This window comes from Neobacillus sp. B24 (genome assembly GCF_055381825.1).
The window spans coordinates 646,282-662,500 of sequence record NZ_AP035777.1; the positions used below are offsets into that span (position 1 = coordinate 646,282).

Consider the following 16,219-nt stretch of genomic DNA (forward strand, 5'->3'; position numbering starts at 1 on the left):
GTGTACAATGGCGAATTTGACCTTTCCCGATCCGGAAAAGAGGGATCGATACTTCAAGCAATATGATGAATCGCTGAAACAATGGAATATAAATATAGAGACGTTTTATATGGAGACGACTTTTGGCAGGACGCATGTGATTGCCTGCGGACCGAAGGATGCCCAGCCGGTTGTGCTGCTTCACGGCATGACCGTAAGCTCGACCATGTGGTTTGCCAATGCACCACACTGGTCGCAAAACTATCGAGTCTATGCCATCGATACGATTGGCGACTTTGGGAAAAGTGAGTGTGTTCGCCCCATCACAAACCGAACCGAATTAAATACCTGGCTCAATGAGGTACTAGATGCCTTAAACATTAATGATATCTATTTAATCGGCCATTCCATGGGAGGCTGGATCGCGTTACAGTTTAGTCTTCAATCTGAAAGAGTTAAAAAATTAGTTTTACTGGCGCCAGTCATGAGCTTTTGCGGATTAAACTGGAAATTTCCGATTAAACTATTGCCGGCAACTCTTTTGAGAAACTCCCACTCTATAAGTATTTTATACAACTGGATGTTTGCGAGGCAAAATACACCAAATACAATCTTGTATGAACAATTCTGGGCGGGTTATAAATTTGGTAGAATTCAGCTAAAAGTGGCACCCACCGTCTTTAAAGAAGCAGAGCTGAATCAATTGCTGCCTGAAACATTAGTCCTTATCGGTGAAGAAGAAGTCATTTATTCATCTGTCCGCCAGGCAATCGAGCGCGCTGAACAATCGCCAAAAATGATGGTACACCTAATCCCTAATAGCTCACACTGTCTGCCGGCTGAACAAGCTCCTATCGTGAATCAGTTGGTTCTTCAGCATTTGGATGAGGAAAAAGCTAGCGGATTGTAAAAAGAACCTTTGAAAATTGGAGTGAAAATAGCGGGTCAGGAACTATTCCTACTATATAAATTAACAAGGACCTATCATTTCTTTTAATAGAAAGGTAGGTCTTTTTATGATGTGAAGCAGTTCAACTGTCTCCTGTTTCTTCTTTAATAGTTATTTTCTGGATGAAACATAGTATAATTGTTTATGAAATTATTTTTTTGATATTTATGAAATGTACTATAAAAGAAAATTACTGATAGGGAAGGACGTAAATCTGCGGTATTTGGAGCCAAGAGAACCGTCCCCATGGCCCCCATGACAATCCACGGGCACAATAAAAGGAGCGGTGTTTCCATTGGGTAGGAATGATATGATGCGAGGATTAGTTGAGAGTAAAAACTTGCTTGAACAATTGGAATTGAACGACCAGCGCTATAAATCGCTTTTTGAACATAATGCGAATTGTGTTTACTCTATTGATTTGGACGGATATTTTATTAGCTGTAATTCGGTTTGTGAAAGGGTCACCGGCTATCGAAAAGAGGAACTATTGGAATCAATGCCTTTTCAACGTCTGATTGTTCCTGAAAAACTCAGCGAAATCGTCATTCATTTTGAAAAGTGTAAAAGTGGCGCACCCCAAAACTTTAGATCTTCGATTGTCCATAGAAATGGTTCGATTATTCATCTAAATGTGACCATTGTCCCGCTGGTCGTGAATGGGCAAATGAATGGTGTGTTTGGCATTGCCCAAGATATTACCAAGCAAGTGGAAATCGAAGAGGCCAATGAACATTTGGCCTACCATGATTACCTAACGGGTCTGCCCAACCGTAATAAGTTAAACTCCATTCTATCGAAGGAACTCGTCTTTGCTGCCGAACTTAAACAAAATGTGGCCGTTTTATTTTTGGACCTTGACCGCTTTAAAGTCGTCAATGACACTCTGGGTCACACGACAGGAGATCAATTATTAAAAGAAGTGGCAAAGCGGATGAAGTGCTCCTTGTACCAAAAGGACATTGTTTTCAGGCAGGGCGGGGATGAATTTATCATTGTGTTAAAAAAAGCCAACCGGGATGTCGCTGCCAAGGTTGCCAGACGAATCCTAGAAGTTTTGAGCGAGCCATTCACCATTGAAAACTATGATATTTATACCTCTCCAAGTATTGGGATTAGTTTGTTCCCGGAAGATGGAGAAACCGTCGAGACCTTAATTAAAAAAGCAGATTTCGCCATGTACCATGCGAAGAGTAATGGTAAAAACAACTATAAATTTTATTCGCAAAATGAACAGTCCCTGAAAATGAATCCTTTGAAACTTGAGATGGACCTTCATAAAGCGATTGAGCAAGAGGAACTGCTTCTGCATTATCAGCCCAAAGTAAATTTAAAAACCGGGAAAATAACCGGGGTTGAGGCGTTACTCCGTTGGAATCATCCAGAACTGGGGATGATACCTCCCGGAACGTTTATCCCGGTTGCAGAGGAAACAGGATTGATTATCCCAATCGGGGAGTGGGCTCTACGTGAGGCCTGCAAACAAAATAAACGGTGGCAGCAAAAAGGTTTTTCCACGAGCATTTCGGTCAATTTATCGGCAAAACAATTTACGCAAACCAACTTGGATGAGATGGTTGCCAAAATTTTAGAAGAAACGCAGCTGGAGCCGCAATTTTTAGAATTAGAGATTACGGAAAGCATGACTGCCAGTATTGAACGGACGATAAATGCACTGCAAAAACTGAAAAGGTTAGGTGTGCGGATTAGCATCGACGATTTTGGAACGGGCTTTAGTTCGTTAAATTATTTGCAAAAATTCCCGGTCGATACGCTAAAAATTGATCAATCTTTTGTCCAGAGAGTGAATACCAACCCGAATGACGAAACGATTGTCAAAACGATTATTTCGATGGCGCACAACTTAAATTTGAGTGTGGTGGCGGAAGGGATTGAGACAAAAGAACAGCTTGTATTCCTGCAGCAACATCTTTGTGACGAGGGCCAAGGGCACTTTTTCACAAAAGCCATCCCTGCAAGTGTATTGGAAAATAAATGGGCTGAAGTTCAACAAATGGTGAAGGAGTTTGGCTTATCTCAAGACCTCAATGAGCGGATGTGGGCGGAAGAATTAGTCCGCACTGCCAGGAAAGAATTGAATGAAAGCCTTCGCCTGCAGCAGGGGATGACGTTCAAATTTAAAAAAATCAACGGTCATTTCATTCATACTTTATGTGATGGAGAATTATTGTATCGGCTTGGGCTCATTCCCAGCCTTGTAGTAGGAAAGCATTTAGCAGAATTTTTACCAAAAGAAGATGCCGCGCAAAAGGAAGTGTATTATCAACGGGCATGGAATGGCGAAGAACATGTTTCCTACGAAGGGGAGATGAATGGGGTCGCCTATTTGGCCGCGTTAAGCCCAATTAAACGAGGCGGGGAAGTAATCGAGGTCATTGCTTCCTGTATCGATATTACCGAAAGAAGAAAAGCGGAAAAAGCCTTGCTTGAAAGCGAAAATAAATACCGATTGATTACCGAGAATATGACCGACTTGATTATCTTATTCGATCTTAATGGGACTTGTACCTATGCCTCTCCGTCCCATCAAACTGTCCTCGGTTACTCATCGGATTACTTTGTTGGGAACGATACGTCTGAATTGATTCATCCAGAGGATAACCCGATCATCTTGAAGCAATTTACCGAGATTATCCAAACATGCACTCCATCTAAGACCGAACTTCGTCTGTTACATGCGAATGGAGATTGGAGGGTGGTGGAATGTACCGGTACACCGGTGGTTGGTGAAAATGGTGAAGTGGAACATATTATGGTGGTCGGAGTCGATATTACCGAGAAGCGGAGAACAGAGGAACTATTATCTAAGTCGGAAAAGTTATCGCTGGTAGGTGAGTTGGCTGCTGGTGTTGCCCATGAAATTAGAAATCCGATGACCTCGATAAAAGGGTTCATTCAGCTTTTCCAGCAAGGAAACATTAGAGATGAGTATTTTGAAGTTGTTTTGGCGGAATTTGATCGGATTGAGGAAATCATTAAGGAATTCCTTTCCTTGGCAAAGCCGCAGGAAATTCAGCTTAGCAAAGTGAGCATCCCTAATTTGTTAAAGGAGATACGAACTTTAATAGAATCAGAGGCCCATCTTAATAATGTTGAATTTTTGCTTGAGGTAGAAAATGATTTGCCGCCAATCCTGTGTGACGCCAATCAAATCAAACAGGTGCTGCTCAATCTATGTAAAAATAGTATGGAAGCGTTCGCCCCCAACCGAAAAGGAATCATCAAAATCTCCGCGTTGATCGAACAGGACCAGCTGCTGATCAAAGTGTCCGATAACGGTATTGGGATTTCAGAAGAACGACTCAAAAGACTAGGCGAGCCCTTCTACAGCAACAAAGAAAAAGGAACCGGACTAGGACTCATGATCTGTCTCAGAATCATCAAACAACACAACGGCACCATCACCTTCCAAAGCAAAGAAAACCAAGGCACTAACGTTTACATCAGATTACCTTATGAAGCAAAGTAGAACCATGGGTAGAACCATGGGGACGGTTCTTATAGGGGACAATCGGAAGTTTTGCGCGTAAAAAGGCACAGCTAGTGAACTGAACTAGCTGTGCCTTAGTGCTTTCTAATGAAACGCGTCCATTTGCGCAAAATTTTTGATTGCCCGAGAAGAATGAAGTCGCGGCCCCCTTCTCTATGGGGATTCAATCTTTTTCTTACCCTATTAATTTTTGTTTTTTCTTCTATTTTGAATCTGCTACCAGCGTTCCTCTTTGATTTTCATTGTTTTTGGGTAAACTTTCCCCCTCCCCACTGAAGAGGCTTTTTAAAATGGTATTCAGTTTTTTCTGCTTAAGGCAGCCCGTCTGATACGGCAGCCACCAGGTGTGCTTTTTTACAGGAAGGACATAAAGTGATGTCTTTCCCAATAAGTTTAGAAACTATTTCAATGGTACTAAGTCCTTCAAAAGCTGGTTTGTAGACTCGGCTTTGGGTTAAAATCCTGCAGATTCTTAGTTTGGTTTTCTTATTCCGGTTGGCCAGTATTCCGTAATGCCTGATTTTCACTAATCCCTTCGGGAGAATATGCATGAGAAATCGGCGAATAAATTCCACACCTCTCATCGTAATAGTGTTTTTCCGACTATTGTCCCGATAATTTTTTGCCCGAAAGGTGACAGTATCTTTACCAATTGAAATAATTCGTTGATTGGAGATCGCGATTCGATGAGTATAACGGCCAAGATATTGCACCACTGCCAATGGACCTGAGAAGGTTCTTTTCGTATAGCTATACCAGTTTATTGAATAACATTTGTCTATTAACCGCTGAAATTGTTTTGGATCTTCGTAACTCTTTGCCTCGTTATAAAACTGGAGTCGGTTCTGTTCATAATATTGCTTTAAAAAGTATAGATACTTCCCACGGAATTTCTTAGATAACACTTTTACAGGGATGAAAAACTTATGACTGGAGTTACACCAGCGATTTAGTTTGTTTAATCCTCCAGCCAATACCACGGTATGAATGTGAGGATGATAATGCAAATTTTGACCCCAAGTATGCAAGACAGAAAAAAAACCGATTTGGGCTCCCAAATATTTAGGGTCTTGGGCTAGTTCCGATAAGGTCTCCGAGACGGCTTTATACATTAAATCATAAAGTAGTTTCTGATTATGATAAATTAACATGTGCAGCTGTTCCGGCATGGTAAAAACCACATGAAAATATGGGGCGTTAAGGATATCCTTTTTCCTTTTATCAATCCAGACCTCTTTTGTCACCCCTTGGCACGACGGGCAGTGCCGATTCCGGCAAGAATTATAACTTACTTGAGTATGACCACAATTATGACATCCATAGGCATGGCCACCGAGGGTGGCCGTTCTGCAGTTCATGATTGCCCTAGCTGCCTTGGCTTGCCCTTTTGATGGTCTGTACTTTTCTACATACATGGGATAGAATTTCCGAAAAATTTCTTGGATTGTACTCATGCCTTATCCCCTCCGGTATCTAAGGGGCTCTTGATTCCCATGACACTCTTGGAGGTCATATGCAGGTACGTTAAAGTAGTTTTCAAACTCTTATGCCCAAGCATCTGTTGGATGAACACTGGTTCCACCCCATCTTCTAAAAGATGCGTGGAAAAACAATGTCTAAGTGTATGAGCAGAAATATTCGGATCAAGTTGAAGCTTGTCTTTTAACTTAATTAAGGTATTTTTTATCGTTTTGACATGAATAGGGTCCGACTTATCTCGACCTGGAAATAACCAATCATTCCGTGTATAATCTTTGGAAAAGTAATGTTTAAAATATTCCCTCAGCACTATCAGTGCTGTCTCGGATAGAATGGTATATCGATTGGTATTGTGTTTAGCGTTTTGGACGCGAACTCGCATACTCTTACTATCAATATCGCAAATTTTTAATTTAGCTACTTCGCTAACTCGAAGTCCACTGCCGTAAATTAATGCAAGAATGGCTTTATGCTTCAAGTTATTGGTTGAATTTAATAGTAAAAGAACTTCTTCTTTAGGTGGGATGACAGGGAAACTTTGGGCTCTTTTCATCCTCGGAACCTTAATAGAATTCCATTCCTTTTCTAAAACATAGGTATAGAAGAACTTAATCGCAGAAATGTAATTATTAATGGTTCCTGGGGATAGACCCTTGTCTTTTTTGAGGTAAAGGATGTATTGTTGGACATCCTCCAAGGTCATTTCTTCTATGGGTCTAGTGTGTTCCTGCATATAACTCAGAAAAGCGTTCATTCTGCGCCAGTACGATTCTTTTGAGGAATCCGGGGTGCCCTTAAGCTCAAAGTATAACTCCACTTTTTGTTCATATTGATTCATGATGTTTCCTCCTGATGTTGATTAATAGCTAAGTAATAGATCAATAATCAGAAGGCAGGAGGAGCCCTGTTTGGAAAAGGGAAAATATGTAGATTTATTTTTTGGAAAGTGCGTGATATAATCTTCAAGTGAAAAAGTATGTCCTTCCTTGGTTGTTTTGTTTGGCGATAAAACAATACCACAGAGAACATACTTTTTCATTTTTTTTATACTTTTTTAGGTGCGAGTGGGGTTTTAAAAAGCCATCGCGTAGCGATTTCGTTCTTCTCGTGGTCCCAAATTTCTTGTACAAATGGCACCAGTAGAACCGTCCCCCTGGTCCCCATGGTTCCCCCGACACAATAGAAGAAGGGACGGTGCAAACCGTCCCTTCTAAATGAATAGTTTAATAAACTATAACTGGATCATGGGTGCTGAGGCTGGCATACACAGTTTTCATAATGCCTGGCGGTGTGTTGACACAGCCGTGTGAGCCGTTGCTTTGATAGATATTGCCGCCAAAGTTTGACCTCCAGTTGGCGTCATGGATTCCCTGGCCGTCATTTGTAAATGGAACCCAATATTGTACAGGAGTCTGATACGTGATTTTTCCGTTTTCTCTGCCTGTCAGCACGGAAGGTGATTTCTTATAGAGGATATACCATACTCCTTTTGATGTAGCATTACCGGTGCTTAGGTTCCCGGTTACAACATTGGTAGTAGTAACTAATTGGCCATTTTTATAGATCCACATTCGCTGCTGGGCAATGGAGACTTCGGCATACGTATCACCGATGCCATTATTCGTGATCGTATCAAATCCATAGCCTTCACCCTTCCAGCCATTGCCGTGAACATTGGAGGCGGAAACCGTTTTTTCCCCGTTTTCAAAAGCGGCCTGAATGACCGGTGTTTCTTTTTCGACATCTAAGGCCCAGCCATAGCCTCTGCCTTTAATCGATATCACCGAACCCGAAGACGTTTTGAAAGTGAAATCCTTATTTAATGTCGATTGAACATTATTAATTTCAGCAACCTTATTTTTAAGGTCACCCGTATCCTCGATCTTAACGTGCAAATCCTTTGTAAGAGAGGCATTCTTAATTAACTCGCTCGCTTTTAGCGTATAAACCTTATCCTGCACCTTATAGTCAACGGTGCGGGCAAGGAATTCTTCGAACGTCTTCTGTTTATTTTTTATAATCTCACTATCTTCGGCTATAGGCTGTATGTATGCTGGATTGAGACGAATTTCACTAATGTATTTCTGCTGGTCGTATTCTTTTAAAAGAAGTGCAACATCATACTGCCCACCGCTCACGCTTTTCGAGATAACAATTTTACCTTGTTCCAAATGAACCTCTGCGTCTACTGGCGCTGTTAAACTCTGATTCATAGTGACCAGTTTTTCTTCCAGCTGCTTTTTCAACGTCTCGCTGCGAAATGGATCTTGATTAGTTGGCATGATGGAAAAACTCTTTTCTTTTGAAGAAGGAAAAAATGTCCATTGGCTCTTTAATAATTTTTTGACAACGGGCAAATCTTGATCGCCAAATGCCATCTTCGTATCGTTTCCATCTAATACCTGCTGCTCGCCAACATAGACCACATTTTTTAATACTGATGTTTGTAATTTCTCGAGTCCTTTATCAGCGGTTAGTCCGCCAACGTTGATTCCATTAATACTGATTCTTGAATTAAAGTGGGTGGCCTGATAGTAGCCCAGTGCCGCAATGATGAGCGCAATCATCATGATGACACCGGCAGTGATAAACTTCCAGTTTGCAAACCATTTAGTCGAGTTTACCCTTTGTTTGTCAATTTCTCCGATAGTTACGGTACTATCCATCAAGATTCCCCCTAGCTTCATAATCCTTGTTTAGTCAAATATTTCTGAATATTAAGGAAGATGTAATTATTTTATAATACAATTGTACTAAATGTCACATTCGAAACATGTCGGATTTTGCTAATGATTGAAATTTTTATGAAGAATGCGGAAACGCCCCTTGCCTCATAGTAAAAATAAAAAAAGTACCGCACAGCTTATGCAAATTGCATACGTGCGGTCCTTTGCTTTCCTATATAAGAGGCAAGTCGTTATTATTGGCTAATAGTACCCGATGTCCGGTTTGCCTGCAGCCGTTGTTTTTTGGCTTTCCGGAAGTGGAATAGTTCATAGAATGTCGGTATGACAATCAGTGTCAGAAGCGTGGACACAATCAGTCCGAAAATAACCACAACGGCGAGCCCTTTTGAAACGAGATTTAAGCTCATCGCTGATTCATGCGCGAACAGAAGTGGCACCATGGCAAACACGGTGGCAAGGGCGGTCATCAAAATCGGCCGCAGCCGCACCGAACCTGCTTCTAAAATCGCCTCGCGAATACTCATGGATTCCTCATTGTGGCGGATCCGGTCAACCAGTACGATGGCATTCGTGACGACAATTCCGACGAGCATCAGCATGCCGATACCGGATGAAATATTGATGCTTGAGTTGGTCACGACCAGCCCTAAAAGCGAACCGATGGCAGCAAGCGGCAATGAAATCAAGATAGCGATGCTGGCCCTGAACGACTTTAAGGTCACAAGTAGAATCATAAATACGATTCCAATCGAAAACATCGACAGTTTGGCGAGTTCCATTAATTGATCGGAGGACTGCATCGAAGAACCGGTAAGTTCCGCGCTTGTATCTTTTGCAAACGCATCATCTTTGTTCCAAGAGGGCAGCTGCTGCTGAATTTTCCCGGCTACGTCCACCATTTTGTCGGGATTAACTTGCGCCGAGACTTGTAGATAATGATGGCCATCTTTTGTAAAAATAGTGCCTTGTTCCTTGCTTTCCTCTATCTTAGCAATGCTTGATAACGCAACAGGGCCAGCCGGTGTCGCCAACTGCAGATTTTTAAGCTCGTCTACCGTTTGAATTTCTTTTAGTGCGCCTAATTTGACGGCAGTGGTTCGGCCGTCTACTTTAATGCTTCCAATGACAGCAGGCTTAATCATTGCATAAATAGACTGAGAGATTTCCTGTGCATTGGCTGCCTTCGAATCCACTTCAATGGTAACGGTTGGCTTCTTATCTTGGTCGTTGCTTTCTACTTTTTGTACCCCGTCAATGCTGCCAATTTTTTCTTTCACAAAGTCAGCAGCTTTTTTAATGTCAGCATCGTTCTTGCCTAGAACATCAACTGAAACCGTTGTTGTATTAGTTCCCAATAATCCGGCAGTGTCAGCGGTCAGCTCACCATTTGGAAACTGATCTTTTATTTTGCGGATGTCTCTGACAAATTTGGCGGAATCGGTCCCTTCTTTAGGAAAAACCATAAAGCGAACCACTTTTGCATCTGTCAAATTGCCATATTGAGCTGCTTCTTCATTAACCCCTGCCACGGCAATATGGGTTTCAACCCCATTTTTTTTGGAAAGTATGTCCTCCATTTTTGCCACATCGTCTTTTATTTCGCTAAATGGGGTACCGCTGTCATAGCGAAGACCGATGGCTATGTAGGCGGAGTCCTTCTGATCGACAGATCCTTTAGGCATGCTCACAAATAAACCGACAGAACCCACGACAACAAGGACGGTTAGAATGATTGGAAGCCATTTATGATTAAGCGTCCATTTCAATAGAGACGGATAGAAGCTATTCTTCTTATGCTCTTTCACTTTTACCTTTTTCATCATCCGGCCGCTGAGTGCTGGGACCACTGTCAGGGAAACAAGCAGAGAAGCAAGCAGGGAACACGTAATCGTAATCGCAAACGGGGCAACAATATCCCGTAAACCACCTGAGACAATCAGCATTGGCAGGAATACGGCCACCGTTGTGAGCGTGGATGATGTGATCGCTGCGCCGACTTCCTTAACTGCCTCAATCAAAAAGGCAGGGGTTAATTCGTTATTTTTCTTTCTTCGGTAAATATTTTCTACGACCACGATACTGTCATCGACCAGCCGTCCGACTGATACCGCAATTCCTCCGAGTGTGAGAATGTTTAAGGTAACATCAAAGAAGGAAAGCAGAATCATGGTAATGCAAAGGGACAGCGGGATGCTGACAATCGTAATCAGGGTCATGCGGAAACTGCGCAGGAATAACCAGATAATCAGCGTGGCAAATAAGGCCCCAGTCAAAACTTCTCTTGTCATCGAATTGATCGAATCAAGAACGGTATTTCCTAAATTCATCACGATTTCTGCCTGCAGCGTTCCTGCGTAGTCCTTATTGATCGTTTTAACCGTATCTTCGACAGCTTTTCCAAGGGTTACCGCATTGGAGGTGGAATCCTTTTGAATAACGACATCGATAAAATTCTTCCCGTTTAAATGGGTAATGCTTTCGGTATCCTTTTGCATTTTGATTGAAGCAACATCCTGCAGTTTGGTGTCACCGATTAACTGGATGTTATTGAGGTCGTCCAGCGATTCTAATTTTCCTGTTACGATTATGCTGGTGGCTTCGTTGTTTAGTGTTTGTTCGCCCATCGCCACAGAGGCATTTTTTCCTTGAAGCAGGGTGTAAAGCTTTTCGAGCGGGACCCCGGCTGCAGCTAGCTTGGCAGGATCGACTTCAATCATGACCTGTTGATTTCTTCCGCCGTTTGTGATGACATTGCCAATGCCTTTTAAGTCCTGGAACATCGGCATAATCTCGTTTTCTACGATGTTTAGCTCATGATTGCCAATTTCTTTATCAAAGGTAAGGCCTAATTCTACGATGGGAATTTCGGATGTGTTGAGGTTGACTACGTATGGCTTCATCACGCCATTGGGGAGTGGGACCATCGAAATTCTTTCTTGAATTTGCTGTTTCGCTTCTTTTACATCAATGCTCGATTCAAAGGTGACGGTCAGCTGGGTAAAATTATTCCCCGTTTGGGCGACAATATTTTGTTTGCCCCTGACACCGCTTATTGCTTTTTCAATTGGCTGTGTAACCTGCTCATCCATGCTTACGGCATCGACGCCTTGTCCTACCACGGAAATGGTAACATAGGGCTGGTCGGCTGATGGCATGAGCTCCATTGGAATCGTGGTGTAACTAAAGACTCCAAAAATCATCGAGGCAATGACGGCAAAAGTTAACGCGGCTTTGTTCCGTAATGCCCACTTGGTAAACCAAGTCATAAAAAACATCCCCTTAGTACAAATGTATTATAAACAGGTAAATTATACCTTTTCTATCATACTATTAATAGGATAATTATACTAGTTTTACAAAAAAATACATTATGGTAAGAGACAATTCTCTGCTTTCTGTACCGAGACCTGCCCCGGTTCTATAAAGGCAACGGGGACCTGGCCCAGTTTATTCGTGTTTTTGTCGAAAAAATGACATTGACTTTTCAATCGGATTGCTTGAAATTAAAGGTTATATCAAAGGGAAACAGGGAAAGTCATCCTCCTATTTTAAAAAGAAAAAGTTTATCAAATGTAAAGGACAGATTATTATGAAGTTTGTACTAGCTCCCGATTCATTTAAGGAAAGTATGTCGGCAAAGAAAGCTGCCCTTGCAATGGAAAAAGGGATTAAGGCAGTTTTTCCAAATGCGGAATGTGTCATCGTTCCGATGGCTGACGGCGGGGAAGGAACAGTAGAGTCATTGGTGAGTATGTCCAATGGCGAATTAATTAAGACAGAAGTAACCGGTCCATTAGGAGAGCAAGTAGCGGCAGAGTACGGTTTGATAGACGAAGGTCAGACTGCCGTTATTGAGATGGCTAGTGCCAGCGGCCTTGAGTTACTTAAGCCAGAAGACAGAAACCCGTTACTCACCACAACCTATGGAACTGGTCAATTAATTAAGCATGCTTTAGACAAAGGTGTCAGACGGTTTTTGATAGGAATTGGCGGAAGTGCCACCAATGATGGCGGAGCAGGGATGCTCCAAGCGTTGGGTGTTTCTCTTAAGGACGAAAAGGGTGAGGAGCTGCCGTTTGGCGGAGGCGCCTTAAGCCGGCTTCATTCCATCGACATAAGCGGAATGGATGAGCGGATTGGGTCCGTACGGATGGATGTCGCCTGTGATGTAACGAATCCATTAACAGGTGAGGCTGGAGCATCTGCCATTTTTGGTCCGCAAAAGGGCGCTACGCTTGAAATCGTAAGCATTCTTGATCAAAATCTGGCTCATTTTGCTAAAGTGACCAAGAAACAATTAGGTAAGGACTATGCCCGTGTAGATGGTGCTGGTGCTGCAGGCGGACTTGGCTGGGGATTAATGGCCTTTTTACAGGCCCGATTAAAGAAGGGTATTGACCTTGTCATTGAGTATACTGGGCTGGAGGAAATCGTGAAGGGTGCAGACTTCGTGTTTACAGGCGAAGGAAGTATTGATGGTCAAACACTGTTTGGAAAAACTCCTTACGGGGTAGCATTGGTAGCCAATAAATATGATGTTCCTGTCATTGCTTTTGCCGGCCGGATCGGTAATGGTGTCGAAGCGCTATATGAAAACGGATTTACCGCTATCATCGGGATTTTAAAAGGAGTTACGACATTAGAGGAAGCCCTAGCATCCGGGGAATCCAATTTAGCCTCCGCTGCGGAAAATATTTGTCGAGTGCTGAAAATATAGCTATCATCAGCGCTTTTGAATAAGGAGAGAAACCCCGGATGGATTAGCAACCCTGAAGGAAACAGGGGACAGTTGTCTGCTTCTGAAGAAGAAGCAAAGAACTGTCCCCTAAAGTCTCATTCACCTCAAAAAATGCTGCCGTGACTTGGCGTATTGCAAGACGCGGTACATGATATAGGAAAGAGTAAAGACAAGTGATGCGTCGATCAGGTTCCACAGCAGGTTATGGGAGAAATCTGCCAATCCGAGTGAGTTGAACAAAATGTCGACAATATCAATCAATAGAACATGGATGGCATAGATGCCCAAGGCGTTGCCGCCAATTTTGGTAATCGGCAGTCCCTTTCCAAGCCGAGGGAAATGGGTAATGAACAAAAATATGCTGACCGTTAGAAGGATGGTCGAGATAAAGTATTCTCCATGCTTTGCAGACAGTTGTTTTTCAAGCCAATATCCCTCAAACGCCTGTAGTATAAAGAAGAGACTAATCAGCAGAAAATAGGTCTGTTTCTCCCACTTTATAGATTTAATAAACGGCAAAGCGCTGGCAAAGGAAAATCCTAAAGTTGTGTAAAATAATCCAATAAACAGGGCATCCCGTGTAGATAAAGTGATTTTAAAGAAATGAGAATAGGATTGTCCAAATAGACCTGCTATATTGAAACAAAGGCTAAGGAATAACAGCAGCGCTATCTTTTTTAGCTTAAAAAAGAGGTACACAGCAGCCGTGCTCCATGCTAAGGCGATGACAAACCACAATTGATATCCGCTTGTGCCATGTCCATAATAAAACAGATTGAGGGCGGTCAATCCGTCAATAAATTTGGATAACTCGTGCTCTACGTTTCCTCCTCGTATAGAAATCCGCAGAATATCATAAAGGATATAAAACAAGAGCCAACTGACGTAAATTTTCAGCAATTTTATGACATATTTTTTAAAATAAGCGGTTGATTTCGGATTATCGATGACCTTGATACCAAATAAGAACCCTGATGCAGCAAAGAAAAAGGGGACGGCAAACCTCGAAAAGTTATCAAGCAGAAAGAACCACAGCTTATCGTCGCTGGGGAAAGTATGAATAACGACAACAGCCACAATCGCAAAAAATTTAACAAAATCAATCGCAAAATTTCTCTCCATCAATCCGCCCTCATCTTCCTGTTCCTACTGGCAAACACTCCTCCTATTATTTCCTAAATGGACAGTGTTATGTGGGGACGAAGCTGGGAACCGCGGGGAACCACGGGGACGGTTCTCGTGGTGCTTTTCTAGTACCCAAAAAGCCTGCAGAACCGTCCCCATGGTTCCTATAGGTGCTTCAATCTATAAATAGTATGAAAACTTCGCCTGAATAGCTGCAGTAATTTTTAGTTTGCCGGGCTGGATGGGCGTTCCCGCTTCACTTTTGGCAAAGAGCGCAGTTTGCAGAGGAATGACTGGTGAAGTTTGACTAGACTCTTGTATGGAAATTGGAACCTTATTTAGCTTTACGCCCATCTTTTTCGTGAGTTCTGCAGCTTTAAATTGCGCATCGTTCAGGGCAAGTGCCAACGCTTGACCGTAGTAAATCTGTGGATTTTCCACTTTAAATTCAATATTTGTTACTGTATTTGCCCCGTTCCTAACGGCCGTATCGACAATGACTCCAGTTTGGTTTATCTGATGATTTAGGACTTGCAGTAAATGAACGACGCGATACCCTCTTAATGTTTGTTTGCCGTTTTCGTAATCATAGACCGTTTCGATCCGGTAATCTGATGTTTTGATATTCTCCTTTGCAATCCCGAGGCTAATGAGTGACTGGATCACTTTAGTCGTGGTTTCATTATTTTCCTGTTGGGCATTGGTAAGAGTGGGATCCTCAGAAACCACACCCAATGTAATAATCGACATATCTGGTGGTGCAGACACCGATCCTTCTCCTGTTAGTTCCAAAATATTATGGCCATTTCTAGAATCGGCCCCCCAAGCTGGATATGCCCGCCCCCATGAATGTTGATAATACATCAAAGCACTTCCTTCCATTAAATTTCCTTCATATAACAGTGTATTAAAGAAGATGTTTAAATAGATAAAAAATCTCGATACCAATTCAAGCTTACCGATTAGTGATAGTAACAGTAAAAAAAGTATAATAGGAACGAATTCAGGTAAACTTGACGTATGCGACTTTGTAGTCAATCTTCTGTGTCTAGGAAAATAAATATTTATGATAAGAGGTCGGTATCGTGGCACGTGTTCTATTTATTAATGGCGGATCAGAAGGACATATCAATCCTACGGTTGGGGTGGTACAGGAGCTTATTTCGCGTGGGGAAGAGATTGTGTATTTTACAATTGAAGATTTTCGCGAGCGAATCGAGAAGACAGGTGCAAATGTCAAAACCTTTGATGGCCAAAAGTTTATAAATGCCTTTATCTCAGGCGGGAGAAATAATCTACTCGAAAGAATCAATGGACTTTTGCGTACCGCCGATATTATGATACCTGCAGTTCTGGAGCAAATGGAAGGGGAGCATTTTGATTACATCATCCACGATTCGATGTTTGGCTGCGGACGTTTACTGGCACAAATTCTTAAGCTTCCGGCAGTCAATTCGTGTACATCGTTCGCACAGACAAAAACCTCATTGGTCAAACAGCTTTCTAAAAATATACCTGCCGAGACATTTAAGGAATATAACAGGTTGAAGGGAATAGTGCAGGAGAAATATGGGGTGGAAATTCAATCACCTTATGAAGTCTTTTGTAATCCCGCGCCGCTTACAATCGTTTATACAACAAGGGAGTTTCAACCGGCTGGAGAAGAATTCGATCAGTCATTTAAATTTGTCGGTCCATCTATCACTCCTCGCCAAGGGCACCAAAACTTTGACTTAACTGCAATCAAAGGA

Annotated in this window: 10 protein-coding genes (1 of these 10 cut by a window edge); 4 read left to right on the forward strand and 6 right to left on the reverse strand. The window is 42.2% G+C overall.

The features are described from left to right. Positions 1-7 precede the first annotated feature (7 nt). Positions 8-889, forward strand: coding sequence for an alpha/beta fold hydrolase (locus tag ACZ43M_RS03095; RefSeq protein ID WP_464506022.1), 882 nt, complete (start codon positions 8-10; stop codon positions 887-889). 334 nt (positions 890-1,223) lie between these two features. After that, on the forward strand, positions 1,224-4,418 hold the full coding sequence (locus ACZ43M_RS03100; RefSeq protein ID WP_464506023.1) for an EAL domain-containing protein: 3,195 nt from the start codon (positions 1,224-1,226) through the stop codon (positions 4,416-4,418). A gap of 332 nt (positions 4,419-4,750) precedes the next feature. On the opposite strand, the gene ACZ43M_RS03105 is transcribed toward ACZ43M_RS03100, so the two are convergent. From ACZ43M_RS03105 to ACZ43M_RS03120, 4 genes are all read right to left on the reverse strand, one after another. Continuing rightward, complete coding sequence (locus ACZ43M_RS03105; RefSeq protein WP_464503642.1) at positions 4,751-5,893, reverse strand: IS91 family transposase; 1,143 nt, start codon at positions 5,891-5,893, stop codon at positions 4,751-4,753. After that, complete coding sequence (locus tag ACZ43M_RS03110) at positions 5,890-6,756, reverse strand: tyrosine-type recombinase/integrase (protein ID WP_464503641.1); 867 nt, start codon at positions 6,754-6,756, stop codon at positions 5,890-5,892. Before ACZ43M_RS03110 ends, ACZ43M_RS03105 begins: the two co-directional genes overlap by 4 nt. Positions 6,757-7,141: 385 nt before the next feature. Then, on the reverse strand, positions 7,142-8,587 hold the full coding sequence (locus ACZ43M_RS03115) for a L,D-transpeptidase family protein (RefSeq protein WP_464506024.1): 1,446 nt from the start codon (positions 8,585-8,587) through the stop codon (positions 7,142-7,144). A 251-nt stretch (positions 8,588-8,838) separates the two neighbouring features. After that, on the reverse strand, positions 8,839-11,871 hold the full coding sequence (locus ACZ43M_RS03120; protein ID WP_464506025.1) for an efflux RND transporter permease subunit: 3,033 nt from the start codon (positions 11,869-11,871) through the stop codon (positions 8,839-8,841). 323 nt (positions 11,872-12,194) lie between these two features. On the opposite strand from ACZ43M_RS03120, the gene ACZ43M_RS03125 reads away from it, so the two are divergent. Next, positions 12,195-13,322: a glycerate kinase gene (locus tag ACZ43M_RS03125; RefSeq protein WP_464506026.1), complete on the forward strand. Its 1,128-nt coding sequence runs from the start codon at positions 12,195-12,197 to the stop codon at positions 13,320-13,322. Positions 13,323-13,442: 120 nt separating this feature from the next. Here ACZ43M_RS03125 and ACZ43M_RS03130 read toward each other — a convergent pair whose 3' ends face one another. Both ACZ43M_RS03130 and ACZ43M_RS03135 read right to left on the reverse strand, forming a co-directional pair. Further along, positions 13,443-14,465, reverse strand: coding sequence for an acyltransferase (locus ACZ43M_RS03130; protein ID WP_464506027.1), 1,023 nt, complete (start codon positions 14,463-14,465; stop codon positions 13,443-13,445). A gap of 183 nt (positions 14,466-14,648) precedes the next feature. Next, positions 14,649-15,332 carry an SIMPL domain-containing protein gene (locus ACZ43M_RS03135; protein ID WP_464506028.1) on the reverse strand — a complete coding sequence of 228 codons (684 nt, stop codon included), beginning with the start codon at positions 15,330-15,332 and terminating at the stop codon, positions 14,649-14,651. Positions 15,333-15,553: 221 nt separating this feature from the next. Between ACZ43M_RS03135 and ACZ43M_RS03140 the strand changes: the two genes are divergently transcribed. Further along, a protein-coding gene (locus tag ACZ43M_RS03140; RefSeq protein ID WP_464506029.1) for a macrolide family glycosyltransferase crosses the window boundary here: on the forward strand, positions 15,554-16,219 show its 5' portion. Its footprint extends 516 nt past the window's final position; only the first 666 of its 1,182 coding nucleotides appear in the window; its start codon is at positions 15,554-15,556; the stop codon falls past the right edge of the window.